Raw genomic sequence first — 26,173 nt, 5'->3', positions numbered from 1 at the left:
CGATCTCTACCGAGTACTTTCCTGATAGATCGTCGTGATTGCACCGTTGTCGCCGAACAGATCGGCGTCGACCTGCGTCCAGCCACCGAGATCGTCGATGGTGTAGAGCTTTTCGGGGGTGAAGAACTTGTCGGAATACTCCGAAGCGATGTCCGGGTTCGCCGGCCGGAAGCCTGCCTCGGCCCAGATCTTCTGTCCCTCGTCGGTGTAGATGAAATCGTTCAGAGCATTGGCTCGATCGAGGTTGGCACTGCTGTTGATCACTGCCACCGGATTGTCGATGCGGAACGTGACGGGAACGTCCACGTGCTCCACCTGCTGACCCTGCTGCTCGATGAGAAGTGCCTCGTTCTCGTAGCTGAGCAGCGCATCGCCCTGCCCCTGCAGGAAGGCTTCTGTTGCCGCGCGGCCCGATTCGGGCTGAACCGGGAAATGGTCGGAGACGAGGGTACGAACAAAATCGAGGCCGGCCTGCTTGTCCTGGCCACCGTTGCTCTTCGCCGCGTACGGAGCAAGGAGATTCCACTTGGCCGAGCCGGAGCTGAGCGGACTGGGGCTGATGACCTGCACGTCGGGCTTGATCAGGTCATCCCAGGTACGGATGTTCTTCGGGTTGCCCTCACGCACGACGATGGTCACCACGGAACCGAACGGCACTCCGCCGTAAGCATTCTGGTTCCAGTCCTCGTCGACCTTGCCGGCCTTGACGAGTCGGGTGATATCCGGTTCGACCGAGAAATTGACGATGTCGGCGGGTGCGCCGTCGGCCACCTTGCGTGACTGGTTGCCCGAGGCACCGTAGTCGGCGTTGATGGCGGTGCCCTCACCATCCTCGGTGGCTGCGAAAGCGGGACCGATTGCGTCCCAACCGTTCTTGGGGACGGCGTATCCCACCAGGGTCAATGCGGGACCGCTGGCGGTGTCCGATCCGCCGCCGACGACGTCACTCGATCCACCGCCGCACGCGGTGAGGAGAAGTGCTCCCACGGCGGCGAACGTCGTCAGCAGGTAACGAGAGCTATGACTCATCGAAAGATGGCCTTTCATGAATGGCGAGTACTGAGAACGAACTGGGCAGAAGTCGTCACTCCCCGAGTCGAACCGGACACCACATCGGCAGCGCGACATCACCATGGCTGCAGCGGGAACATCGACGACCCACGTCACGCGGGGCGGACGCACGGATCGAGAAAACCGATTCGACTGAGGAAAGAATCAACAACAGTCGATATCGGCGACTGCCAACATGCCGACAGCAATCAACGCCAACTGATGGCGGACGCGGTACTCGGCGGCAGAAGACACGGTCAGAAATCTAGCAGAGGTTTCGGACGGACTCTAATTCAGCGGACGCGCCCGGTGACTCGACGGCGCAGCCGTCGGCCGAGCCGTGGCGACGAGGCCCTACCGAGTGAGCAGCCAGGCGATGACAACCAGCACCAGCAGCGCGATGAGCGCCAGCGTTACCCGAGACCGTGGCATTACTGTCCATCCTTCGTCGTGGTGGAGGCACCAGCCGTCGACTCCGCCTCGCGAGCAGCGCGCGCGTCGCGACCGAGCAGGCGTAGGACCACCGCAAGAAGGCGATCGAACACCCGTGCCAGCAGGAACGCAGTCGGCACGATGACCAGCAGCACGACGATCGCCTGCGGTACGAACGGCAGGCCCGTCACCCACAGTTCGACGCCGTCCCACCAACGCGCAACCGGTTCCACCCTCGCAGCTTAAACCAGCGCGTCCGGTGCCCACGCCACGCCGATCGACGACCAGCAGTGGACGACTGCCACCGATGAGTCGATGATTACGCCATGACGGCATTCGAAGATGTTTCGCCCGTGCCTCCGGTGGCCGACGAGCCCGCGATGGGATCTGGACACCCAGAGTTGGGCGGGATCGAAGTTCAGGGAGTATTGGGCAGTACCGACGCACCGGTGTCCACCCTGACGTCCTACCGCAGCGCCTTTCCGCCGATCGACGACTACGCATTCCTCTCGGACTGCGAGACCACCTGTCTGATCGCGCGAAACGGATCCGTCGAGTGGATGTGCGTGCCCCGGCCGGACTCCCCCAGCATCTTCGGAGCGATTCTCGATCGCAGTGCCGGCCACTTTCGCGTCGGCCCCTACGGTCAGTCGGTCCCCGCGGCGCGGCGCTATCTGCCCGGCGGTCTGATCGTCGAGACCACATGGCAGACCGAGACCGGCTGGTTGATCGTGCGCGACGCCCTCATCATGGGACCGTGGCACAACACCGATCAACGCTCTCGCACCCACAAGCGCGCACCGAGCGACTGGGATGCCGAACACATACTGCTGCGCACCATCAAATGCGTCAGCGGCACAGTCGAATTGGAGATGAGCTGCGAGCCGGCCTTCGACTACCACCGGGCACCCGCGAACTGGGAGTACACCGGCAAGGTATACGAGGAGACCACCGCAACCTGCGAGGCGAGCGCGGACGGTGACCAGCCCACGCTGAAGTTGACCACCAATCTTCGGATCGGCATCGAGGGCCGTGAGGCTCGGGCCCGAACCCGAATGACCGAGGGCGACAATGTTTTCGTCGCCCTGTCCTGGTCCGACCTTCCTGCGCCGCAAACCTTCGAGGAAGCAGCGGAGAAGATGTGGCGCACCTCCGAATGTTGGCGGCAGTGGATCACCATCGGCCGGTTCCCCGACCACCCGTGGCGGGGCTACCTGCAGCGCAGCGCGTTGACACTCAAGGGCCTGACCTACGCGCCCACCGGTGCCCTGTTGGCGGCATCGACCACGTCGCTCCCGGAAACACCGGGCGGAGAACGCAACTGGGACTACCGCTACACCTGGGTCCGCGATTCGACGTTCGCACTGTGGGGCCTCTACACGCTCGGACTCGACCGTGAAGCCAACGACTTCTTCGCGTTCATGTCCGATGTGGCGACGACGGCGAACGGCGAGGTCAATCCGCTGCAGGTGATGTACGGCATCGGCGGCGAGAAGACCCTCGACGAGAGCGAGCTACCGCACCTGTCCGGATACGACGGCGCGCGGCCGGTACGCATCGGCAACGGGGCCTACGACCAAGAGCAGCACGACATCTGGGGCACCATGCTCGACTCGGTGTACCTGCATGTCAAGTCGCGTGAGCACGTCCCGGAATTCCTGTGGCCGCTACTCAAACGTCAGGTCGAGGAAGCGATCGCCAACTGGCGCAAACCGGACCGTGGCATCTGGGAGGTGCGCGGCGAACCGCAGCACTTCACGTCTTCGAAGCTCATGTGTTGGGTCGCGCTCGATCGCGGTGCCAAGCTCGCCGACATCCACGGCGAGCAGGACTACTCCGACCAGTGGAACGAGATCGCGGACGAGATCAAGGCCGACATTCTCGAAAACGGCACCGACTCACGCGGAGTGCTGACGCAGCGCTACGGCGACCCGTCGCTGGACGCGTCGTTGCTGCTGGCACCGCTGCTGCGATTCCTGCCGGCCGACGACGAGCGAATCCGTGCCACGGTGCTCGCCATCGCCGACGAGTTGACCGAGGACGGATTGGTTCTGCGCTACCGAACCGACACCACCGACGACGGATTGGCCGGCGAGGAAGGAACGTTCACGATCTGCTCGTTCTGGCTGGTCTCTGCCCTGGTGGAAATCGGCGAACTGCCCCGCGCGAAGCACCTCTGCGAACGGCTACTCGGCTACGCAAGCCCACTCAAGCTCTACGCCGAGGAGATCGACCACCGCACCGGCCGTCACCTCGGCAACTTCCCGCAGGCGTTCACCCACCTTGCCCTCATCAATGCAGTAGTGCACGTCATCCGGGCCGAGGAAGCCCAGGCGTCCGGACACTTCCAGCCCGCCCACGCCAACCCCTGAGCGGGAAGTTCGGTAGTCGCCGCGTGTGGTTTCAGCGGCCGAGTTGTCTCGCCCATTCGGCGATCAGCTCGGCCGCGGGCTTGGCCTGAGCGCGGCGATGGCCGGTCCCGGCCCACATCGACAGTCCCGACGGGTCGCCCGCTGCTGCGGCCTTCGCGCGCATCGGCGCGGTCAGGTAGTGCAGATCGGGATACGCCAGCGGAGCGGCGTCCGAGTTCGCGTGCATGAACTCGTTCACCAGACCCCGCGCAGGACGGCCGGAGAAGGCCCTCGTCACTTCGGTGTTCGGAGCCAGTGTCAGCTGTTCGCGGTGCACAGGTTTGGTGCCGGCCTCAGGCGTGTTCAGGAAGGCCGTCCCGAGCTGCACGGCATGGGCTGCACCCGAATCCAACAGTGGCGCAATGTCGTTGCCGTCCATCAATCCGCCGGCTGCGATACGAGGGAGTTCCGAGATCTCGCGGACCGCAACGAGCAGCTCGGCCAACGGCTCCTTCGGGGCCGACCCGTCGAACGTACCTCGATGCCCACCGGCTTCCGGTCCCTGCACGACGAGAGCGTCGACGCCGTTGGCGGTGGCCACCGACGCGTCGGACGCGGTGGCGACGGTGGCCCACACCTCGGTCCCGACGGCGTGCAGTTGGGCTACCTCGTCCGCATCGAACGTCGCGAATGTGCTCGAGACCAGCGGTACCGGGTGCTCGAGCAGCCAAGCGAACTTCTCGGCGTAGAAGTCGTCTCGTCGCAGCAGCTCCCCCGGTTCGGCATCGAACCGCTCGAACCAGGATGCCAAGTGTTCGGCATAGGACGCCACGTCGGCACCGGACGGCTCCTCCGGCAGGAAGAGGTTGACACCGAACGGCAGTCCTCGAACCGAATCGATCTGCGCTGCAAAGCTTTCAGGTGTCAGCAATGCGCCCGCGATCATGCCGAGCCCACCCGCCTCCGAGACCGCGCGAGCGAGCTCGGGAGTACTCGGGCCACCCGCCATGGGCGCACCGACGACGGGCACACGCAGCTGCTTCAGGATCGGCGTAGTCACAGGTTCGAAATGTACTCGCCCACCATTCGCGTCAGGCTTCGGTGGGGACCGCGCGCCCCTGTTGACGACTGCGCGCCCCCGTTCCGATGCGAGCGGGGGCGCGCGGTCGGTGAAAAGGGTGTGAGGTTACTTCCGGCCCCTGCGCTACTTCTTGGGCTTGTCCGACGAAGATTCCGAGGACAGTGCGGCGACGAAGGCTTCCTGCGGCACCTCGACGCGACCGATCGTCTTCATGCGCTTCTTGCCCTCTTTCTGCTTCTCGAGCAGCTTGCGCTTACGGCTGATGTCGCCGCCGTAGCACTTGGCCAGCACGTCCTTTCGGATCGCACGGATGTTCTCGCGGGCGATGATCCGCGATCCGATGGCGGCCTGAATCGGCACCTCGAACTGCTGACGCGGAATCAGTTCCTTGAGCTTGGTCGTCATCTTGTTGCCGTAGGCCGCGGCATTGTCCTTGTGCACGATCGCCGAGAACGCGTCCACGGCCTCACCCTGCAGCAGGATGTCGACCTTGACCAGCGCACCGGCCTGCTCGCCGATCTCCTCGTAATCGAGGCTGGCGTATCCGCGGGTACGGGACTTGAGGATGTCGAAGAAATCGAAGATGATCTCGGCCATCGGAATCGTGTAGCGCAGCTCCACGCGGGTTTCGGACAGGTAGTCCATGCCGCCGAGTTCGCCACGTCGTCCCTGGCAGAGTTCCATGATGGAGCCGATGAATTCGCTGGGCGAGATGATGGTGCACTTGACCATCGGCTCGAACACTTCCCGCGCCTTGCCCTCGGGCCAGTACGACGGATTGGTGACGATGTGCTCGGCACCGTCTTCCATTTCGACGCGGTAGACCACGTTCGGCGAGGTCGAGATCAGGTCCAGGTTGAACTCCCGCTCGAGCCGCTCGCGAGTGATCTCCATGTGCAGCAGCCCGAGGAATCCGCAGCGGAATCCGAAGCCGAGAGCAACGGAGGTCTCCGGCTCGTAGGTCAGGGCCGCGTCGTTCAGTTGCAGCTTCTCGAGAGCATCACGCAGGTCCGGGTAGTCCGAACCGTCGAGCGGGTAGAGACCTGAGTACACCATCGGCCGAGGCTCGCGGTAGCCGGTCAGCGGCTCGGTTGCGCCCTTCCGAAAAGTCGTGACGGTATCGCCCACCTTCGACTGACGGACGTCCTTGACTCCGGTGATGAGGTAACCGACCTCGCCGACGCCCAAGCCCTTGGTGGCCTTGGGATCGGGCGAGACGATGCCGACCTCGAGCAACTCGTGCGTCGAGCCGGTCGACATCATCGTGACCTTCTCGCGCGGGTTGAGCGCGCCGTCGACCACTCGCACGTAGGTGACGACGCCGCGGTAGGTGTCGTAGACCGAGTCGAAGATCATCGCGCGGGCCGGGCCGTCCGGGTTGCCGACCGGAGCCGGGACCAGTTTGACGACCTCGTTGAGCAGTTCTTCCACGCCCACACCGGTCTTACCCGATACGCGCAGTACGTCGTCGGCCTCGCACCCGATGATGTGCGCGATCTCGGCGGCGTAGCGATCCGGGTCGGCGGCGGGAAGGTCGATCTTGTTGAGCACCGGAATGATCGTGAGCTCTTTGTCGAGAGCCAGATACAGGTTGGCCAGCGTCTGCGCCTCGATGCCCTGCGCGGCGTCGACGAGCAGCACTGCGCCCTCGCAGGCTTCGAGGGCACGGGAGACCTCGTAGGTGAAGTCGACGTGGCCGGGAGTGTCGATGAGGTGCAGCACAAATTCTTCACCGTCGACGACCCACGGCAGCCGTACGTTCTGCGCCTTGATGGTGATGCCGCGCTCGCGCTCGATATCCATCCGGTCCAGGTACTGCGCGCGCATCGACCGGTCGTCGACGACGCCCGTGAGCTGCAACATCCGGTCCGCCAACGTCGACTTACCGTGGTCGATGTGGGCAATGATGCAGAAGTTCCTGATCCTGGACGGATCGGTGAACGTCGTGTCGGCGAAGCTGGGCACTCGTATCCTTCGGCTGGCGTGTTCGAAATGAGCGAACGGGTGTGTCCATCGTCCCACGCCGAGAACGATGCGCCGTCCCCGGCTGTCCGACTCCGGCTTCGACGTCGCCACAGTCTGGGCTGTGAGCAGCAACGTCAGGGTGGCTACACTCGCCGCATGGCTGGCAATTGGAGCAGATTCGGCAAAGAACTGGGCAAGATCGCGATGCGTGAAGGCCCGCGACTGCTGCGTCAACTGCAGAAGTCCGGCGCCCTGCAGAAGGGCAAGGACGCAATCACTGGCACGACGTCGAACACGTCCGCTCCGGCTCCGCGCCCCGGCCGCCCGGTCGCGTCACAGACGAGGCCGACGGCCCAGCGCGCCCGCACCATCGAGTACTCCCCCGATCTCGACGGCAAGGCCGATCCGGGTGAAATCGTCTGGACCTGGGTGACCTACGAAGAAGACGCCAGCCAGGGTAAGGACCGCCCGGTGTTGGTCATCGGGCGCGAGGGCAACGATCTACTCGGTTTGATGCTGTCGAGCCAGAGCAGCCGCGACGGCGACCGCGACTGGCAGTCGATCGGATCCGGTTCCTGGGACGCCGAGGGACGACCGAGCTGGATTCGTCTGGATCGCGTTCTCGACGTGCCCGAGGACGGCATCCGCCGCGAGGGCGCGATCCTGAGCAAGCCCCAATTCGACTCCGTCGCAGCTCGATTGCGTCGAGACTTCGGCTGGAACTGAACCACGTGCGCGTTGTGCGTACTCATGGATACGCACAACGCACACGAGGCTAGGCCAGTCGCGTGATTTCCACGACGACGTCGAGAGCCGTCGAGCCGCCGCCGGAGAAGATGCCCTTGAGCGGGGGCACGTCGGCGTAGTCGCGGCCCAGTCCCACCGAGACGTGCTGCTCGTTGACGGCGATTGCGTTGGTGGGGTCGTAGCCCCACCAGGCACCGGTCCAGGCCTCGATCCAGGCGTGGCTCTGCCCCTCGACGGTCGCGCCGATCGCCGCCTGCTTCTTCGGGTGCAGGTATCCCGAGACGTACCGGCTCGGGATGCCGATGCTGCGCAGCATCAACAAGGTCAGGTGGGCGTAGTCCTGGCAGACGCCCTTCTTCTCCGACCACGCCTCGACGGCCGAGGTGTGCACCCCGGTGGTTCCCGGCACGTACGACATCTCCTGGTTGACCCAGTTCGAGATCTCGACCACCGATTCCTGCGGCGGTAGTCCCTTCGAAAGCTTCTTCGCCACCGACGCGAGCTGACGATTCTTCGGCACGTACACGGTGTTGTCGAGCACCTCGTTGAAGCGGTCGGTCACCGCCTCGCTGGCCAATTCCTCCCATGACGCGTTCTCGTCCGGATAGACGAAGGGATCGGTCTCGACCACCGAGGATCCGGTGACCTCGAGCTCGGTGTGCGGTGCGTGCAGATCGAACGCCGTCACCGCCGTACCCCAGTAGTCGGTGTAGCGGTAGGACCGCGTCACCGGGTTCGTCTCGACTCGGTTCAGAATCACGTTCTGCCGGTTGTCACTTCGCGGCGTCAGCCGAGCTTCGTTGTAGGACGAGGTCACCGGTGCGTCGTACTGATAGCCCGTGGTGTGTACGACACGCATACGCCAGCTCACAGTTCACCTTCCAATTGATCTTCGAATGTTCCGGAGCCGGCGTCCGTCCACGCAACCCATGGAGCGGCGTGGAAGTACTGCTTGGAGATCGCCTCCCCGAGTTCACGGCAGGTTTCCTGCAGAGAGAGCAGGCGCTCCTGCAGATCGTCGAGAATTTCACCGGGACGCAGGAATTCGAGTTCGCTACGCGCGCGACCCAGTAGCCGCTGAGCTTCGGCCCGCGCACCGACTCGACTGTTCGGCTGGTGGTCGAGCTGATCGAGCGACCGTTCCGCTTCGTTGAGTGCATAGAACACCGAACGCGGAAAGAGCCTGTCCAGCAACATGAATTCGAGAACTCGCTGGGCGTCGAGCGCGCCGCGGTAGGTACGCAGGTAGGTGTCGTGAGCACCTGCGGATCGCAGAACGGTGACCCAGGCCGGCGACGACGGCCGGTCACCGGCGCGCGAGAGCAACAGTCGAACGATCATATCGATCCGCTCGACCGAGCGACCGAGCAACAGGAAGCGGTAGCCGTCGTCGTGACTGAGGGTGGAATCCGCGAGACCGGCGAACATCGCTGCCCGCTCCTCGATGTAGCTGAAGAACTCGGCCGGGCCGGTGCGCTTGGACGCCCTGATGCGCTCGTTCAGTCCGTTGTACGTGGTGTTGAGGCACTCCCACATCTCACTCGAGGTGACTTCGCGAGCGCCACGGGCATTTTCGCGTGCACTCGACAGCGAGTCCACGATGGAGCCGAGCCCGTCACGGCTGAAGGCCACCAACTCGGTAAGCGACCACACGTCGAGCGAGACGTCCGGCTCGTGCTTGAAACCGAGTACTCGCAACAACACTCGCGAGATGTGGTCGGGATCGACCGTGGCGTCTTCGAGAAGCTGGTGGACGGTGACATCGAGAATGCGGGCCGTGTCGTCCGCTCTCTCGACGTACCGTCCGATCCAGTAGAGCGACTCTGCGTTGCGCGCGAGCATTTACTGTCCACCGCCGTTCGAGTCCGAGTTCGTTGCCTGCTGTTGTTGTTGCTGTTGCTGTTGCTGATTCATCTGCTGGTCCATCGTCAGCTCCGGGCCCTGTTCGACCATGGGCGACTCCGGCGGAACGCTGACGATCTCCTCGCCTGCCAGTTCCTGCTCCTCCTGCGAGGTTCGGGTGGCGAGCACCCAGGTGTCCTTACTGCCGCCGCCCTGGCTCGAGTTGACCACCAACGAACCCTCCGGCAGTGCAACTCGCGTCAAACCCCCGGGCAACACCCAGACGTCGTCGCCGTCGTTGACTGCGAACGGCCGCAGGTCCACGTGCCGAGGAACCAACCGGTCACCGATCTTGGTGGGCACCGTCGAGAGCTGCACGACGGGTTGCGCGATCCAGCCACGCGGATCCGCGCGAACCTTCTTGCTGATGGTCGCCAATTCCTTCGGCGAGGCGTCGGGGCCGAAGACGATGCCGTAACCACCCGACCCTTCGACAGGCTTGATCACCAGTTCGTCGATGCGGTCGAGGACTTCCTCGCACTCGTCGTCCAGCCAGCACCGGAACGTGTCGACGTTGGCCAGCAACGGCTTCTCGCCCATGTAGTAGTCGATGATCGTGGGCACGTACGTGTAGACCAGCTTGTCGTCGCCGACGCCGTTTCCGACGGCGCTGGAGATCACGACGTTGCCTGCGCGGGCGGCGTTGACGAGGCCTGCCACGCCCAGGACCGAATCCGGCCGGAACTGCATCGGGTCGAGGTAGTCGTCGTCGATGCGTCGGTAGATGACGTCGACCTGGCGCTCGCCCTCGGTGGTGCGCATGTAGACGATGTTGTCCCGGCAGAAGAGATCGCGTCCCTCGACGAGTTCGACGCCCATCAGCCGGGCGAGCAACGAGTGCTCGAAGTACGCGGAGTTGGCCACACCGGGGGTCAGCACCACCACTGTGGGGTCGGCTTCGTTGAGAGCCGCGGCGGAGCGCAGTGCGCGCAACAGATGCGAGGCGTAATCGCCGACGGCACGCACGCGGTGGCTGGCGAACAGGTCCGGGAACACCCGGGCCATGGTGCGCCGGTTCTCCATGACGTACGACACACCGGAGGGCGAACGCAGATTGTCTTCGAGGACGCGGAACGTGCCCTGTGCATCACGGACCAGGTCGATTCCGGCGACGTGGATGCGCACGCCGTTGGGTGGCGTGATGCCGACGGCCTCGCGGTGGAAGTGCTCACAGGAGGTGATCAGTCGCTTCGGCACCACACCGTCGCGGAGGATTTCCTGATCGCCGTAGATGTCGGCGAGGAACATCTCGAGCGCTTTGACGCGCTGCTTGATGCCGCGCTCGAGCCGTGACCACTCCCCTGCGGCGATGACGCGGGGAACCTGGTCGAGCGGGAACGGGCGCTCCTGGCCGGACAGGGAGAACGTGATGCCCTGGTCCACGAATGCGCGTCCCAGTGCGTCGGATCTCGCGTCCAGGTCGGACGCGTTCGCCGGGGCAAGGGCTGTGTGAATGCCCTTGTAGGGAGTCCTGGTTCGTCCGTCCGCGTCGAACATCTCGTCGAAGGCGAGACTGTACTTTCCGACGTCGGAATAACCCCCGAACACCCCGTCGACCTCGGGTTCGACGCGATCCGCTGACTTGGTTTTGGTCGCTTTGGCCTTGGTGGCGGCATGCGTTGCCGATCGCGGACTCATTCTGGTCATGTTGCTACAGAGACTGGAGTTAGGCGCGGTAGAAGCGTTAAATTCTTGAAACGCATCGTCACGGGTGCACCCAATTGGGTTCTGCCCCGCCGGGCTGGTATTCTCGATCTTCGGCGCAGGGCTCCAAAGCTCTGCAGCAGACTTCGGGCATTCCAGCATGGATCGCCCTGACCGGAATACCGACGAAGACAAGAAGGATTTTACGCGTGGCCAATATCAAGTCCCAGAAGAAGCGGATTCTCACCAACGAGCGTGCACGCCTGCGCAACCAGTCGGTGAAGTCCTCCCTTCGTACCGTCATCCGCTCGTTCCGCGAGGCACAGGCTGCGGGCGACAAGGACAAGGCTTCCGAGATTCTCCTCGACGCAGGCCGCAAGCTCGACAAGGCCGCCAGCAAGGGCGTCATCCACAAGAACCAGGCTGCCAATAAGAAGTCGGCACTGGCTCTCGCAGTCAACAAGCTCTGATTCACCGCTGAGCTCGACCGAGCCCGCTGCATCCGACACGGAGGCAGCGGGCTTTCTCGTGCCCTGAGTTTTTCGTGCCCTGGACTTGTCACAACGCTGGGGCCCCGAGCGCTACCGGCCCAGCCCTGCGACCTCTGACACCGCCTTTTCCACCGCGTAGTCCGCGTCCGCTGCCTGACCTTTGACGTCGGCGTTCAGTTGCGCCACAACCCGCAACGCCTGCGCGATGGATCGACCGTTCCAGCCTCGGGCCTGACCCTGCGCCTTCTTGATCTTCCACGGCGGCATGCCCAATTCACCTGCCATTCGGAACGGGTCGCCGCGACCGGCCGAACCCACGAGCGCAATGGTGCGGACGGCATCGGCCAAGGCGTCGGCCAACAGCACGTGCGCCACTCCCCGATGCATCGCCCAGCGAACAGCCTCGAGCGCGCCGGCTCTGTCTCCGATCACCGCTTTGTCGGCGACGTCGAAGCCGGAGACTTCCGCCTTGCCCGAGTAGTACCGGCGCACTGCGGCAAGATCGACCTTGCCGCCGGTATCGGAGACCAGCTGCGAACAGGCCGAGGCCAATTCGCGGAGTTCGTTGCCGACCGATTCGACGACAGCCTCGATCACCTCGCCGCTCACTCGCACGTCGGCCGCACGGAATTCACCGCGCACGAAGTCGATGCGTTCGGCGGGCTTGGTGAGTTTCACGCACTCGTGCACCTGAGCGCCGCACTTCTGCAGAGCACCGACCATGGCCTTGGCCCGACCGCCGCCGGAATGCATCACCACCACGACCGCACCCTCGGGCGGATCGGTTGCGGCGTCGAGCACCAGAGCTGCAGCATCCTTGCCTGCCTCGGCCGCTGCCTCGAGCACAACCACGCGATCCTCCGCGAACAGCGACGGACTGAGCAGTTCGGCAAGTTCCGGGGCACTGGCGTCGCCGGTGCGCAACCGTGTGACCGGCAGGTCCTCCCCCGGAATCGCCGCATTGGCACGCACCTGCGCCACGATCGACGCTACCGCGCGATCCATCAGAAGTTCCTCGCCGCCGAGAACCAGATGCAGTGGAGCCACACTCGAAGTCACACCCGTGATCGTGCCATGTGGGGCCGACAGCTCGGGCATCCGCTTCCTTTCGAGCAGCACAGCCCCAGCACTCACCACAGCAGGTGCGCAGTCCACATGGCCAGTGCCGTTATCGCCACCACTGCAGCACCCCACCGCAGCACCCGAAACCGCAACGCCACGAGCAGTGCGGCCGTTCCCAAGGCTGCCAGTGCTGCACCCAGGAGACCGTCGGGGACGCGGATGCCGGCAACAGGCACCGACGCGGCCCGCTCGGCCACCGTGATCAACCACCACAGTGGTGCCGACGCCAGCTGCGCCGTCAGCTCGGCGACAGACGTGCTGACGGTGGCGATCACGGCCGTCACGATGCCCACCACCGTGATCGGAGCGACGACCGGTGCCACCAACACGTTCGCAACGACGCCCACCACACTGATCGTTCCCGTCATCGCCGCGACCACCGGTGCCGTCACCGCGTGCGCGGCTGCAGCGACGGCCGATACCTCCGCGGCTGCCCTCGGCCAGCCGCGGGCTCGGAGCCAGTCGACCCAGATCGGCGCGATCAGGACGAGTCCGGCGGTGGCAAACACCGACAGGACGAACCCGACGTCCACCGCCAGCCTCGGCCACCATGCGAGCAAGCCCAGCACTGCGCCGCACAGGGCCGGAACGGCCTGCCGCCGCCTGCCGGTGACGAGGGCCAACAACCCGATCGAACCCATCACCGCCGCACGAAGCACACTCGGCGATGGGCGAGCCACGATCACGAACGCGACGAGCACGACGAACGCAACTGCGACCGTCGCTCGTGGTCCGATCCCGATGCTTCGCAACACCAGCAGAACCGCACCGATCACGATGGAAAAGTTTGCGCCCGACACAGCGGTCAAATGCGTCAGTCCGGCCGCCCGGAAGTTCTCTGCCACAGTCTCGTCCAATCGGGACACATCCCCGACCACGAGACCGGGTAGCAGACCTGCACGATCCGGTGGCATCGAATTCTGCGCCACTGCAGCCAAATTCGACCGGAAGGTGCCGGCTGCGGCAGAGATCGCCCCGGGGTCACCGACGGTGACGGGTGGTCCCGATACGCGGATCACCGCCACAGTCATGTCCGGTCGAATCGGTTCGCCGAGCCTGCCCCGGACGGTGATCTGTTGACCCGGCAGCAGCGTGGACCAACTCGACTCCGGGGCGATGACCGAGACGAGTCCGCCGACGGACAGCGCCTCACCTCCGACGTCCACGCGAATCAACTCGGCCTTCGTCATCACCATCGAGGGTCCTGCGGACGTCAGTCGTCGTGGGTCCTCCTCCAGCCGCACCGACGCGGTGATCCACGCACGCTTCTCCGCGGCAGCAGCCACGGGATGATCTGCTACTGCGCACATCTGAAGCCAGATCGCTCCGCCGAAGCACAGCGCGAGTGCGATCACCGTGGCCACTCCCGCCCAGCTGGGACCGGACGCGGCACATCGTGTCGCCAGCCGTCGCAGCGCCAGCGAACCGAGCAGCACCACCACCGAGGTCGACGCCGTGGCCGCCACCGCCGCACCGGGGCCGCCGAGAATTGCGACCGCGGTGATCGACCAGCACACCACCACAGCCGGAACCAAACGTATATCGAACGGCAGAAACTCCTCGGCCTGCGCAGTGGCGGTCGATGCGGCGTCGGTGCTCATCCGATGTGCACGAGATCGCGGATCTTCGCCAGCCTCCCGGGCCCGATTCCGTCCACTTCGGCGAGCTGATCGACAGAGACGAAGCGGCCGTTGGTCTCTCGCCAACTCACGATCGAGGTTGCGGTCACCGGTCCGACACCGGGCAAGGCGTCCAGTTCGGCGGCGGTGGCGGCATTGAGGTCCACCGTCCCGGCCGGTGCGGAGCCTTCGGGAGCGGCCTGCGCCCCGCCCGCGGTCACCGGGCCGTCTGCCGAGGTCGTACTACTCAACGGCGGGGCAGCCTGTGGCTGCACGACACCGACGACGATCTGATCACCGTCGGCCACTCGCGCGGCCATGTTGAGCGCCAACAGATCGGCACCCTCGACAGGTCCTCCCGCCGCGGCGACCGCGTCGGCGATTCGCGAACCCGGTTGCAGCCGAACCAGTCCGGGCTGTACCACCAGGCCGACGACGCTCACGACCAGCTCGGCTTCCACTGCCGGTACCGGTTCGGCCAGGACGTCCGAATTCTTCGTATCGGATGCAACCACGGCCAGCGGTGGAGCGGGTGCAGGCGTCGGCGCATCTCGAAACACCGCGAATGCCGCGACGAGCACGACAAAGACTCCGGCTGCTGCCAGGGCGATGGCACCCTGCCTTCCCGGGTCCACCCGAGCGGAACGCCATCGCTGTGGAAGTACGGACGACCACGGGGAACCGAGCCTCGGCGAACTCGAGATCAGCCAATCCGGTTCCGGGGTCGTCACGTCAGGGCTGGATTCCTGTGTCTCGACGCGCGCGGGTATCCCATCCGGGCGTGCGAAATCAGGTTGTCTGCGCACGGCATTCAGTCGCGCCACCGTGTGCGCCCGATCGTCGTCACCGCCCATGCATCAGAACGCTAGTTCCGGCGGTCGGGCTCACACGCCACGAGACGCTGGTCGCGAATTGCCCTGTGCACAACTCGCTACCTGTGGATGATCGGTGGGATCGGCGCGACTATCGGTGTCCGGGTGCCACGACGACGCCGACGGCACCGGGGCCGACGTGCGCTCCTAGCACGGCACCGAAGGGATACACGTCGATGCTGGTCAAGCCCGGAATGCGGGCGGTCAGCATCGCAGCGACATCGTCGGCACGCTCCGCGCACAACATATGGTGCACGGCGAGCGCAACCCCCGAATCGTCACCGACCTCGGATGCGGCGGCGACGGCTGCGTCGACCAGCTTGTGCAACGCCTTGGACGAGGTCCGCGTCTTCTCCCGCAGCACGAGCGCACCGCCGCTGATGTGCAACACCGGCTTCATGGCCAGTGCGGTGCCGAGGAGGGCTGCGGCAGTGCCGATTCGACCTCCGCGTCGCAGATGGTCGAGGCGATCGACGACGATGAAGCACCTCGAGGTCGTCGACGCAGCGACGGCGCAGTGGTAAACCGTGTCCAGGTCTGCTCCCCCGGCAGCCGAACCGGCAGCCGTCAGCACGGCAAAGCCCAATCCCATTCCTGCAGAACCGGAATCGACCACTCGAACGGCAGGGCCGACCTCGTCCGCGGCCTGGCGCGCTGCTTCCCACGTGCTCGAGAGCCCCCGGGAGATGTGCAGCGCAACCACACCGTCCCCTCGACTGCGTTCGAGAGCCGCGGCGTACACCTCGGCCAGCTCGCCCGGTGACGCGCCGGCGGTGGTCATCGGACTTCCCGAGGCGGAGTGCTCGGGGATCTCGTCGACACCCTCACGATGGTCGATTCCGTCCACCAGTACGTGCAAGGGCACCACCGAGATTCCCCGCTCGGCCGCAAGCGTGGCGGGCAGGCAGGACGAGGAGTCGGTGACGACGGCGACGGTCATGGCTTCGGGGTCGCTGCAGGGTTCGCGGTCGACGCCGAGGCAGCCACCGGTCGCAACGCCTCGAGCATCGCCTCTGCCACCGCACGGTGCGCGTCCCACCCCCAGTGGATGCCGTCGGGGTTCGCGTTCTCGGATTCGATGTTCGGGCGCACCGCGTCGGCGAGATCGACCATCGGAACGTTCTTGTCCGTACTCCACGCCCGCAACGCACGTACCGCGGGCTCGCGGCCCGAGTGCACCCGCCCGTAGGCATCGCAGCGGTGCACCGACGGATAGGTGCCGACGACGGGAAGCTCGGGACGTACGTAGGCCAAGGCCGCGCGGGCCTGCTCCAGGTAGTCGACGCTGAGCCGCGGCGGCAGTGCAACCGGCCAACCCAGATGCGACAGAACTGGTTGCACCGCTTGATATCCCGCGCGAACGACGCGTCGCAGAGCCGGCGGTCTGATGTACCGGATCTGCTCCCGCAGCGCGGTAGGCAACGGCGAAGGAAGCGAATCCATGCCACCGATGGCGAACACGACGGCACCGGCACGGGGAATCGCGGCCCACACTCGCGGATCCTGAGTCAGAGCCCACCATGCGTCACGACTCGTCCAGCCGATGCGCGCAACCAAATCCACCGTCCAACCGAGTTCGGCTGCAACCAGATTGGGCCAGAGCCGCGGATCGTCCACCGGCAGCCCGCCCTCGGGTCCGTAATAACTCAGCGAGTCCGCGAGCACGAGCAGCGTGGGGCGCACCGCCGTCTCGTCAGAGGACGTCACTGGCCACTCGCGCCGAGGCGTTCCACACGTCCAGGCGCCAGGACGGCTGAACGCCCGCTCCGTGCGCGCCGAGCTGCACCCAGCTGGTGTTGGCGAGCCCGCCGAGCACCGGCCACCGGTCCGTCGGCAAATCGAGCAACGCTGCCGTCAGTGCCGCGATCAGGCCCCCGTGCGCCACGAGTACCAGTGGCCGCTGGTCGCCATCGGCACCCCACTCGGGGACGCCGCTCAGCAGCTCGCGAACCAGGGGAACACTGCGACGGGCGACGTCGATACGGCTCTCCCCGCCCGGTGGAGCGATGGTGGCATCGGCTCGCCACGCCGGCCGAGCGCCGGGTGCGATGTCGTCGACCTCGGTGTGGGTGAGACCCTGCCACTCACCGAGATGGGTTTCGCGCAGGCGCTCGTCCTGCGTCACCGAAACACCGGCAGCGTCGCCCAGGGCAACGGCGGTGTCGAGAGCCCGGCGGAGGTCGGAAGAGACGATCCGAATCGGCTCACGCGTCGCCAGCTCGGCAGCGGCCGTCTTGGCTTGGGTGCGACCGAGCTCGGACAGATCGGTATCGAGCTGACCCTGCATGCGGTCGGTGGCGTTGTATTCCGTCTGACCGTGCCGAAGCAGGATGAGCCGTCGGATCATTGCTCCGATTCCGCAGCCGGGTGCTGTCCGAGACCGGGAACCTCGATGGTCGGGCAGTCCTTCCACAACCGCTCGAGGGCATAGAAGTTGCGCTCTTCGTTGTGCTGGACGTGGACGACGATGTCGGAGTAGTCCAACAGCGCCCAGCGACCTTCCTTGGTGCCCTCACGGCGGACCGGCTTGTGTCCGGCTTCACGCAGCTGATCCTCGATGTTGTCCACGATCGAGTTGACCTGACGCTCGTTGGGCGCAGAGGCGATCACAAAGCAATCGGTGATGTAGAGCTGGTCGGAGACGTCGAGGATCACCACGTCGCTGGCCAGTTTGTCGTCGGCTGCGAGCGCGGCGATACGCGCCATCTCGGCGGCTTCGGCTGTTGCAGTCACTTGGGTGTACTCCCACTCGTATGGTTCGGGTTCGCGGTCATTGCGCTGGTGACCGGCCCTTCCGGTTGCTTCTTCTGGGGTGCCGGCTCCGACATTGTGACGGATCCGTCGAGGCGCAGCGCGCCTCGTGGTCTGTAGAGATTTCTCTTCGAGATGTATTGCACGACGCCGTCAGGTACGAGGTACCAGACCGGCCGATTCTCACCGGCTCGAAGTCGACAGTCTGTCGACGATATCGCGAGTGCCGGGATTTCCATCAATGTGAGGGTGCCGGCAGGCAACGACCGGAGGTGGTTGGCCAGATGTTCGACGCCCAGCTCGAACCCCGGACGCGAGACTCCGACGAACTTGGCGAGCTCGAACAGCTCCTCCCAGTTCTGCCACGTCAGGATCGACTCGAGGGCGTCCGCGCCGGTGATGAAGAACAGCTCGGCATTGGGGTGCTGCGCCCGCAGATCGCGCAGGGTGTCGACGGTGTAGGTCGACTTCTCGCGATCGACGTCCACGCGGCTGACGGAGAATCGGGGGTTGGACGCGGTCGCGATCACGGTCATCAGGTAGCGGTCTTCCGCTGGGCTGACCGAGGTCCCTTCCTTCTGCCAGGGGTTTCCGGTGGGGACGAAGATGACCTCGTCCAGACCGAACTTGTTCGCCACTTCGCTGGCCGCGACGAGGTGCCCGTGGTGTATCGGGTCGAAGGTGCCACCCATCACGCCCAAGCGGCGAACGGACTGCTTCCCTGTGTCGTCACCGGGGTCGTATTCGTGCTGCACAACCGTCGATTCTACGTCCGCGGCGTTACCGGGCGTCACACGCCTCACACCGGCAGCAGACGTGAGACCACGGTGGCGAGCTGCTGGGCGGATCGGCACTCGTGCATGGCGATCACGTCGGCGTACACCTTGGCCGCCGAATCGCCGGATCCCCACTGCGCTTTCGGTTCGGGATTGAGCCAATACGCATGCTTGGCCACCGAGACGATGTGGGCCAACGCGGGCAGCTTGGGTTCGCGGTAATTGGTGCGGGCGTCGCCGAGAATCAACACCGAACTGCGACTGGTGACCGCATGCGCGTACTTCTCGTCGAACGTCGTCAGCGCGTGTCCGTAGTCCGAGTGGCCGTCGTACGTCACCAGATCGGACTCCCGGATGATGCGGCTCATCGCGGCACCGAGGTCGGAGCCGGAGTCGAAGAATCGCGTCACCTCGTCGGTGGAATCGATGAAGGCAAAGATTCGAACGCGCGAGAACTGCTCTCGCAGTGCGTGTACCAACAACAGGGTGAAGTTACTGAATCCCGCCACCGAGCCAGAGACATCGCACAGCACAACCAATTCGGGGCGTGCTCGACGCGGCTTGCGCTCCACCAAGTCGATCGGAATGCCGCCGGTGGACATCGACTTGCGCAGGGTGCGTCGCAGATCGATCGAGCCGTGCCTGCTTCTGCTGCGCCGCACCGCAAGTCGTGAGGCAAGCAGCCGGGCCAGCGGGGTGACGTTGCGTCGCAGCGCCGCCATCTCCGTGTCCGAGGCCCGCAGGAAGTCGACCTCCTCGGCCAGCTTGGGCACACCGTAACTCGCCACCCGCTCGCGACCCAGCTTCTCGGCCGACCTCCGCCTCGTCTCGTTCTCGACCATCTTGCGAAGGTCTGCGATTCGTTGCGCTGCAGTACGTTTGGCCACTTCCGATTCGTAGTCGTCGGTGGACCGATCCGGTGTGTCGTCGGCGCGACCGAGTAGCCCGTCGAGGATCTTGCGCAACAACGTATCGGGGGCAACATCGCGCAGGGCCTGATAGGCCGAGAACGACGGCCCGTTCGAGGATTTGTACTGACCGAGTTCCTCCACCATCTGCGCCGCCAGCATCTGGGTCAACTCCGCGGCCTCGGCCGAATCGTCGGACAGCAGATCCACCAGCAACTCTCGGAGCGCATCGATGTCGACCTCGCCGCCGTCCGTGCGGGGCAGCGCAGTGTCGATCTGTCCCGAGTCCCTCGTGCCCGACGCCACCGGAAACCACAGGTCGAACAAGGCGTCGAACACCCCGCGATGCGTCGGTCGTCGCAACAACGAGCAGGCCAGCCCCTCGCGCACGGCTTCCCGGTCGAGTAGATCCAGGACCGACAGGACGCGTCCGGCATCGACGGTTTCCGACGGCCCCACCGAGATTCCGCGCTTTCTCAAAGCCTCGACGAAGCCGACCAGATGCCCGGGAATTCCGTGCGGGGCCAACATGTCAGTTCAGCCGCAGTTCGGCGGCAGCACGCACCTGATCGGACTGATGCTTGAGCACCACTCCCAGCGTCGACCGGACCGCATCGTCGTCGAGGGTGTCCATACCGAGGGCCAACAGCGTGCGACCCCAGTCGATCGTCTCGGCCACGGAAGGCAACTTCTTGAGCTGCATGCCCCGCAGCACACGGACGGTCTTGACCATCTGCTCGGCGATCGCCTCGGGCAGTTCCGGAACCCGACTGGCCAGGATGCGACGCTCGAGGTCCGCGTCGGGGAAATCGAGGTGCAGGAAGAGGCAGCGGCGCTTGAGGGCCTCCGACAGTTCGCGAGTGGCGTTGGAGGTCAGCACCACGAACGGAGTGCGCTCCGCCGTGATGGTGCCGAGCTCGGGAATGGTGATGGCGAAGTCGCTGAGCACCTCGAGCAGCAGTCCTTCGATCTCGACGTCGGCCTTGTCGGTCTCGTCGATGAGCAGCACGGTGGGGTCGCTACGCCGAATGGCCTGCAGCAGCGGCCGCGCCAGCAGGAACTCCTCCGAGAAGACGTCCAGCTTGGTCGAATCCCAATCGCCACCGGTTCCCGACTGGATCCGCAGGATCTGCTTTGCGTGGTTCCACTCGTACAGGGCGCGGGCCTCGTCGACGCCCTCGTAGCACTGCAACCGGACCAGCTCGGCACCCGTCGTCTGGGCCACGGCACGAGCGAGTTCGGTTTTGCCCACACCTGCTGGGCCCTCGATCAGCAGCGGCTTGCCGAGGCGGTCGGCGAGAAAGACCGAGGTGGCCGTGGCCTTGTCGGCCAGATAGCCCGTTTCTGCCAGACGCTCGAGGACGTCGTTCACGCTCGCGAACAGCGGGGGTGTCGTCGGTAGGGCACGATCCACGTCACAACTCCTGATGATCGGATTTGGCCGGTACGGCAGAGGCGTCAGACATCTCGGACGTGTCCGTCGCCCCACACGGTCCATTTGGTCGAGGTCAGTTCGGGCAATCCCATGGGCCCTCGGGCGTGCAGCTTCTGGGTGGAGATGCCGATCTCGGCACCGAAGCCGAATTGCTCGCCGTCGGTGAAAGCGGTGGAGGCATTGACCATCACGGCAGCCGCGTCGACGCGTCGAGTGAACTCGCGCGCGGCACCGATATCGGATGCGACGATCGCCTCGGTGTGTCCTGTTCCGTATCGATCGATGTGCTCGATCGCCTCGTCGATGCCGCCCACGACCTTCAGCGCGATGTCGAGTGAGAGGTACTCCTGCGACCAGTCCTCGTCATGAGCGGGGACCAGCCCGGGCAGGTCGCCGTGCACCGTGACGCTGTGCATCTGGAACGCCTGCAGCAGCCGCGGCACCATCGTGTCGGCGATCGCAGCATCGACCAGCACGGTCTCGGCGGCGTTGCAGACGCTGACTCGGCGGGTCTTGGCGTTGAGCACGATCTTCTCGGCCACGTCCGGATCGGCCGAGGAGTGGACGTACACGTGGCAGTTTCCGACTCCGGTCTCGATGGTCGGGACCGTGGCATCGCGAACGACGGCAGCGATCAGTCCCGCGCCCCCGCGCGGGATCACCACGTCCACCAGACCGCGCGCCTGGATCAGGTGGGTGACCGTGGCACGGTCCGCACTGCCCAGCAGTTGTACGGCAGCCTCGGGCAGACCGTGTTCGCGCAACGCCCCCTGCAGGGCGTCGACCAATGCTGCATTGGACTGTGCCGCCGAGGACGAACCGCGCAGCAACACCGCGTTGCCGGACTTGAACGCGAGACCGAACGCATCGACGGTGACGTTGGGGCGCGCCTCGTAGACCATGCCCACCACCCCGAGCGGGACCCGCACCTGCCGAATCTCGAGCCCGTTGGGAAGCGTCGAACCGCGGATGACCCCGCCGATCGGATCCGGCAGCGCGGCGACCTGTCGCAGGCCCGCCGCGATGCCCTCGATGCGCGATGCGGTCAAACGCAGTCGATCCAGCAGACCCTCGTCGGTACCCGCTGCCCGCGCGATCTCGATATCGGCCGCGTTCGCAGCCAGGACCGAATCTGCAGCAGCAACCACGGCATCGGCGGCGGTATGCAGCAACGAATCCTTCTCGGCGGTCGTCAGCAACGCCAGCGCACGCGAGGCGATCCGCGCACGACGAGCGGCCGCATGCACGCTCTCACGCTCGTCGAGCGTCGTGGGCACCGATTCGGCCGAGACGGAAGCAGTCATGAACTACACACTAATGGGGCCGGGAATGAAGCGGTGTCGCCGTGTCGTTGCAGCACGACGTGGAGATCACCGACGTCGTCGACGTCGATACCGACAGACCGGAGGAACCACCTGTGAGTGCCTTGTTCGAGCCTCTGACCCTGCGCGAGGTCACCTTTCCCAACCGGGTATGGATGGCACCGATGTGCCAGTACTCGGCCGACGACGCGGGCCAGTACGTCGGCGTTGCGGGTGACTGGCACCGCACCCATCTAGTCAGCCGCGCGGTCGGCGGGGCAGGCCTGATCATCACCGAAGCCACCGCAGTCAGCCCGGAGGGTCGCATCAGCCCGTCGGACCTCGGCATCTGGAACGACACCCAGGCCGATGCATTGGCGAAGATCGTCGCCGAGATCGCGTCCTTCGGAAGCGTTCCTGGCATCCAGCTGGCACACGCGGGCCGCAAGGGTTCCACAGCTGCTCCCTGGCTCGGCGGCAAGTCGCTACCCGCGGAGGATCCCCGTAGCTGGGAGACCGTCGGTCCGAGCGCGGTCGCCTTCGGTGATTACGCGACGCCCCGCGAGGCAACCGACGACGACATCACGAAGATCGTGGACGACTTTCGCTCTGCGGCGCAGCGCGCACTGAAGGCCGGGTTCAAGGTGGCCGAAGTTCACGGCGCGCACGGATACCTGTTGCACCAGTTCCTGTCGCCCGCGAGCAACACCCGCACCGACGCCTACGGCGGCGACTTCGCCGGCCGTACCCGGCTACTGATCGAGGTGGTCGACGCGGTCCGTGAGGTGTGGCCGGCCGAGCTTCCGGTGTTCGTTCGTCTGTCGGCAACCGACTGGCTCGACGAGCCGGACAGTGCTAAGGGCACAGCCGAACTGGAGGCTCCGAGTTGGACCTCCGATCAGACCGTCGCGTTGTCCCAGATCCTCACCGAACACGGGGTGGATCTGGTCGATACCTCCACCGGAGGTAACGTGCACGCCAAGATTCCGGTCGGTCCCGGCTACCAGGTTCCGTTCGCACGGCGAATTCAGAACGAGACCACGATGCCCGCTGCCGCGGTCGGTATGATCACCGAACCCAAGCAGGCGGAGGACATCGTCTCGCTGGGCGAGGCGACGGCCGTGCTGCTTGCGCGCGAGCTACTGCGTGATCCGTACTGGCCACGGCGCGCTGCCCGCGAACTCGGTGTGGAGATGACTCCGGCCGTGGCACCGCAGTACGAGCGGGCCTACTGAGGTCTCACACCACGAAGCCGAGCTTCTTGTCCACGACATTGAGCAGGGGTTCGCCCCGGAAGTATCGACGTGCGTTGTCTGCGAACACCTCTGCGAGTCGCTGCTTCCACCCCGACGCGTCGCCGCTCATGTGTGGGGTGAGAATCACGTTCTCGGCCGTCCACAACGGATGGTCGGCCGAGAGCGGCTCGGTCTCGAACACGTCCAGCGCAGCACCGGCGATGTGTCCGCTGCCGAGATGCTTCAACAGTGCCTCGGTATCGAGCAGCTCACCGCGGCCCACGTTGATCACCCGCGCGCCGGGCTTCATTGCGGTCAACACGGAATCGTCGACCAAACCTCTCGTCTGTTCGGTCAACGGCGCAACCAGAACCAGGTAGTCGGCCCGTGCTACTTCGTCCGCCAGATCATCACTGGCGTACACCGTACCGAAGTCTCGGTCGCCTTCTCGTGCTGTTCGACCCACACCCGAGACCGACATTCCCACTGCACTCAGGAGAGCGGCTATGGCGCGACCGATCGCTCCGGTGCCCACGATCATCGCGTGTGCACCGTCGATACGTTCGGTCTCGCGGTGTTGCCAGGTCTTCGAATGCTGCAGTGCACGTGAACGTTCGGAGTCCTTGGCGAACGCGAGGATCTGAGCCAGCACGAACTCCGCGATCGGTCGATCGAAGACGCCACGCGAATTGGTCACGACCACATCGGATTCCACCAGCTCGTCGAACATCAACGAGTCGACGCCGGCAGCGGCGATATGGATCCACTTCAGAGACCCGCAGCGCGGCCACGCGGATTCGACTGCAGGCGAGAAGAAATCCCACAGCAGCAACGCGTCGGCACCGTCGACTGCATCCGCCAGGGTGTCGGCCGTGGCGTACCTGACGTCGGCAACCTCCGCGACGGACTCTAGTCCGTCGGGAAGGTCGCCGGCGTGCAGAACGACGAGAACCGGTGCCACTTCTACTTCTTGTAGCCGACGAGCTCGACGCCGGACGCAGCGACCTCGTCGTCGTTGTCACCAGGGCACTGAGTTCCGCGCAGTGATCGCCCTGCCGTCTCGGGCATCAACAGAATCGGAACGAACGCGATGGCAGCCGCGATCATCATGTACCAACCCGGGATCAGGTTGGAACCGGTTCGGTCGATCAGGAACGTCAGAATCAGCGGTGCCGTACCGCCGAAGAGCGCCGTCGAGACGTTGTATCCGATGGCGAACGCTCCGTAGCGCACCTGAGTGGGGAACAGTGCGGGCAGTGTCGACGACACACAGGAGCACATGATGACCAGCAGTACTCCGAGGCCGAGGAGGCCGATGCTCTGGCCGATCAGTCCGGTGTTGATGATCAACAGGAACAGCGGAACGCTGAACACGAAGTACCCGACGCAGGCCGCCAGCAGCAACGGCTTTCGGCCCACCCTGTCGGACAGAGCACCGATCGGGTTGATGATCGCCATCATGATGATCATGATCGCCACGAGGGTGAAGTTGGACTGAGTCGTGCTGTGCCCCAACGTGTCGCTCAGGTACGAGGGCAAGAAAGTCAGCACCGTGTAGTACGCGATGTTGAGTAGCAGCACGAATCCCATCAGAATCAGGATCCGCTGCCAGTACGTCATGGTGGCCTTGAGTGAGGTGACGGCTCCGCCTGCACCCTCTTCGACCGTGCCGCCGTCTTCTTTCGCTTCGGCGAACACCGGAGAATCCTCGAGCCGGGTTCGCAACCACAGCGCAACGATGCCCAACGGGAGAGTCACCAGGAACGGGATTCGCCAGCCCCAGGCCTCCATGGTCTCGTCACCGAGCCCGACGTTGAGCAGGGTGCACAGGGTGGCACCGCCCACCGTGCCTGCGAGGGTGCCGAATTCGAGGAACGATCCGAAGAATCCGCGCCGCTTGTCGGGCGCGTACTCGGCCATGAACACAGCTGCGCCGCCGTACTCACCACCGGTGGAGAAGCCCTGCACCAAACGGCAGACGAGCAGCAGCAACGGTGCGGCGATGCCGATGGTGTCGAATGTCGGCAGCACACCGATCGCCGCCGTGGCCAACGTCATCATCGAGACGGTCAGTACGAGGACCTTCTGACGACCGATGCGGTCGCCGAGTGGGCCGAGCACGATGCCGCCGATGGGACGAATGATGAACGACGCGGCCAGCACGGCGAATGTGGAGAGCAGGCTCGCTCCCCCGTCCTCGGACGGAAAGAAGTTGGCGGCGATGTAGACGGCGAGATAGCCGTACACTGCGTAGTCGAACCACTCGACTGCGTTGCCGAGTGCAGATCCGCCGATGGCGCGGTGGAGAATCTTGGTCTCGTCCGGGCTCAGGGTGTCGGTACTGGGGGGATATCCGGTCGGCGATGCTGCCGACCCTGAATTTTCGGTCACGGTCGAAATACCTCTCGCTTTTGTGGACAAAGTGGAGCGTCGGTGTGGTACTTCGCAGCGTTCGACATTACGGCGATGCAGAACATACGTTTCGGCCAAC

General features: G+C 65.1%; 25 protein-coding genes. 4 read left to right on the top strand and 21 right to left on the bottom strand.

The genetic code is table 11. From position 1 onward, the window contains the following. Positions 1–6: 6 nt before the first annotated feature. The 3 genes from CH305_RS19155 to CH305_RS19150 form a co-directional block, all read right to left on the bottom strand. Positions 7–1,029 (bottom strand): sulfate ABC transporter substrate-binding protein, encoded by a 1,023-nt coding sequence (locus CH305_RS19155; protein WP_094704663.1) that lies wholly within the window; start codon positions 1,027–1,029, stop codon positions 7–9. A 186-nt stretch (positions 1,030–1,215) separates the two neighbouring features. After that, positions 1,216–1,305, bottom strand: coding sequence for an Ms4533A family Cys-rich leader peptide (locus CH305_RS29765; RefSeq protein ID WP_310180897.1), 90 nt, complete (start codon positions 1,303–1,305; stop codon positions 1,216–1,218). A 176-nt stretch (positions 1,306–1,481) separates the two neighbouring features. Beyond that, entirely contained in the window at positions 1,482–1,715 is a 234-nt protein-coding gene (locus tag CH305_RS19150; RefSeq protein ID WP_032402409.1) for a hypothetical protein, read from the bottom strand. 93 nt (positions 1,716–1,808) lie between these two features. Here CH305_RS19150 and CH305_RS19145 point away from each other — a divergent pair, with 93 nt between their 5' ends. Next, positions 1,809–3,854: a glycoside hydrolase family 15 protein gene (locus CH305_RS19145; RefSeq protein WP_032402408.1), complete on the top strand. Its 2,046-nt coding sequence runs from the start codon at positions 1,809–1,811 to the stop codon at positions 3,852–3,854. A 31-nt stretch (positions 3,855–3,885) separates the two neighbouring features. On the opposite strand, the gene CH305_RS19140 is transcribed toward CH305_RS19145, so the two are convergent. Then, positions 3,886–4,893, bottom strand: coding sequence for a nitronate monooxygenase (locus CH305_RS19140; RefSeq protein WP_094704602.1), 1,008 nt, complete (start codon positions 4,891–4,893; stop codon positions 3,886–3,888). A gap of 144 nt (positions 4,894–5,037) precedes the next feature. After that, the gene (gene lepA, locus CH305_RS19135; RefSeq protein WP_371829190.1) at positions 5,038–6,885 is read right to left on the bottom strand and encodes a translation elongation factor 4; all 1,848 of its coding nucleotides are present in this window, start codon (positions 6,883–6,885) and stop codon (positions 5,038–5,040) included. A 150-nt stretch (positions 6,886–7,035) separates the two neighbouring features. Between lepA and CH305_RS19130 the strand changes: the two genes are divergently transcribed. Beyond that, entirely contained in the window at positions 7,036–7,605 is a 570-nt protein-coding gene (locus CH305_RS19130; protein WP_094704601.1) for a type II toxin-antitoxin system PemK/MazF family toxin, read from the top strand. A 49-nt stretch (positions 7,606–7,654) separates the two neighbouring features. Here CH305_RS19130 and CH305_RS19125 read toward each other — a convergent pair whose 3' ends face one another. The 3 genes from CH305_RS19125 to CH305_RS19115 are packed head-to-tail and all read right to left on the bottom strand — an operon-like array spanning position 7,655 to position 11,025. Next, positions 7,655–8,485: a transglutaminase family protein gene (locus CH305_RS19125; RefSeq protein ID WP_094704600.1), complete on the bottom strand. Its 831-nt coding sequence runs from the start codon at positions 8,483–8,485 to the stop codon at positions 7,655–7,657. 8 nt (positions 8,486–8,493) lie between these two features. Continuing rightward, positions 8,494–9,468, bottom strand: coding sequence for an alpha-E domain-containing protein (locus CH305_RS19120; protein ID WP_032379188.1), 975 nt, complete (start codon positions 9,466–9,468; stop codon positions 8,494–8,496). Continuing rightward, a complete protein-coding gene (locus CH305_RS19115) occupies positions 9,469–11,025 on the bottom strand; it encodes a circularly permuted type 2 ATP-grasp protein (protein ID WP_242640376.1) in 1,557 nt (518 codons plus the stop codon). It abuts the gene before it with no gap. Between the two features lie 356 nt (positions 11,026–11,381). Here CH305_RS19115 and rpsT point away from each other — a divergent pair, with 356 nt between their 5' ends. After that, positions 11,382–11,642 carry a 30S ribosomal protein S20 gene (gene rpsT, locus CH305_RS19110; RefSeq protein WP_027497522.1) on the top strand — a complete coding sequence of 87 codons (261 nt, stop codon included), beginning with the start codon at positions 11,382–11,384 and terminating at the stop codon, positions 11,640–11,642. A 111-nt stretch (positions 11,643–11,753) separates the two neighbouring features. Here the strand turns inward: rpsT and holA are convergent, their stop codons facing one another. The 11 genes from holA to CH305_RS19055 all read right to left on the bottom strand — a co-directional run bounded on the left by holA (position 11,754) and on the right by CH305_RS19055 (position 22,450). Then, positions 11,754–12,761 (bottom strand): DNA polymerase III subunit delta, encoded by a 1,008-nt coding sequence (holA, locus tag CH305_RS19105; protein WP_179278348.1) that lies wholly within the window; start codon positions 12,759–12,761, stop codon positions 11,754–11,756. A 32-nt stretch (positions 12,762–12,793) separates the two neighbouring features. Next, on the bottom strand, positions 12,794–14,386 hold the full coding sequence (locus CH305_RS19100; protein ID WP_094704599.1) for a ComEC/Rec2 family competence protein: 1,593 nt from the start codon (positions 14,384–14,386) through the stop codon (positions 12,794–12,796). Continuing rightward, positions 14,383–15,258 carry a ComEA family DNA-binding protein gene (locus CH305_RS19095; RefSeq protein WP_094704598.1) on the bottom strand — a complete coding sequence of 292 codons (876 nt, stop codon included), beginning with the start codon at positions 15,256–15,258 and terminating at the stop codon, positions 14,383–14,385. The genes CH305_RS19100 and CH305_RS19095 overlap by 4 nt, the downstream gene beginning before the upstream one ends. A gap of 109 nt (positions 15,259–15,367) precedes the next feature. After that, positions 15,368–16,216, bottom strand: coding sequence for a DegV family protein (locus CH305_RS19090; protein WP_094704597.1), 849 nt, complete (start codon positions 16,214–16,216; stop codon positions 15,368–15,370). After that, the gene (octT, locus tag CH305_RS19085) at positions 16,213–16,983 is read right to left on the bottom strand and encodes a diglucosylglycerate octanoyltransferase (RefSeq protein ID WP_037151028.1); all 771 of its coding nucleotides are present in this window, start codon (positions 16,981–16,983) and stop codon (positions 16,213–16,215) included. Before octT ends, CH305_RS19090 begins: the two co-directional genes overlap by 4 nt. Then, on the bottom strand, positions 16,970–17,623 hold the full coding sequence (locus CH305_RS19080) for a histidine phosphatase family protein (RefSeq protein WP_032402402.1): 654 nt from the start codon (positions 17,621–17,623) through the stop codon (positions 16,970–16,972). The genes octT and CH305_RS19080 overlap by 14 nt, the downstream gene beginning before the upstream one ends. Further along, on the bottom strand, positions 17,620–18,009 hold the full coding sequence (rsfS, locus tag CH305_RS19075; RefSeq protein ID WP_032379193.1) for a ribosome silencing factor: 390 nt from the start codon (positions 18,007–18,009) through the stop codon (positions 17,620–17,622). Before rsfS ends, CH305_RS19080 begins: the two co-directional genes overlap by 4 nt. Continuing rightward, positions 18,006–18,719 carry a nicotinate-nucleotide adenylyltransferase gene (gene nadD / locus CH305_RS19070; protein ID WP_052058460.1) on the bottom strand — a complete coding sequence of 238 codons (714 nt, stop codon included), beginning with the start codon at positions 18,717–18,719 and terminating at the stop codon, positions 18,006–18,008. Before nadD ends, rsfS begins: the two co-directional genes overlap by 4 nt. A 107-nt stretch (positions 18,720–18,826) precedes the next feature. After that, positions 18,827–20,242 carry a VWA domain-containing protein gene (locus CH305_RS19065; RefSeq protein ID WP_094704596.1) on the bottom strand — a complete coding sequence of 472 codons (1,416 nt, stop codon included), beginning with the start codon at positions 20,240–20,242 and terminating at the stop codon, positions 18,827–18,829. 1 nt (position 20,243) lies between these two features. Then, entirely contained in the window at positions 20,244–21,125 is an 882-nt protein-coding gene (locus CH305_RS19060) for a MoxR family ATPase (RefSeq protein WP_032379195.1), read from the bottom strand. 44 nt (positions 21,126–21,169) lie between these two features. Then, positions 21,170–22,450, bottom strand: a complete 1,281-nt coding sequence (locus tag CH305_RS19055) for a glutamate-5-semialdehyde dehydrogenase (RefSeq protein ID WP_094610077.1) — start codon at positions 22,448–22,450, stop codon at positions 21,170–21,172. 113 nt (positions 22,451–22,563) lie between these two features. Here CH305_RS19055 and CH305_RS19050 point away from each other — a divergent pair, with 113 nt between their 5' ends. Next, complete coding sequence (locus CH305_RS19050) at positions 22,564–23,682, top strand: NADH:flavin oxidoreductase/NADH oxidase (RefSeq protein ID WP_179278354.1); 1,119 nt, start codon at positions 22,564–22,566, stop codon at positions 23,680–23,682. Positions 23,683–23,686: 4 nt separating this feature from the next. Here CH305_RS19050 and CH305_RS19045 read toward each other — a convergent pair whose 3' ends face one another. Both CH305_RS19045 and CH305_RS19040 read right to left on the bottom strand, forming a co-directional pair. Further along, entirely contained in the window at positions 23,687–24,643 is a 957-nt protein-coding gene (locus tag CH305_RS19045) for a D-2-hydroxyacid dehydrogenase (RefSeq protein ID WP_094704595.1), read from the bottom strand. A 2-nt stretch (positions 24,644–24,645) separates the two neighbouring features. Then, a complete protein-coding gene (locus CH305_RS19040; protein WP_230592416.1) occupies positions 24,646–26,073 on the bottom strand; it encodes an MFS transporter in 1,428 nt (475 codons plus the stop codon). Positions 26,074–26,173 lie beyond the last annotated feature (100 nt).

The sequence above is a fragment of the Rhodococcus sp. 15-649-2-2 genome, assembly GCF_002258645.1.
GTDB lineage: Bacteria > Actinomycetota > Actinomycetes > Mycobacteriales > Mycobacteriaceae > Rhodococcoides.
Note: the sequence above shows the minus strand (reverse complement) of the source record. Positions and strands in the feature narration are given on the sequence as shown.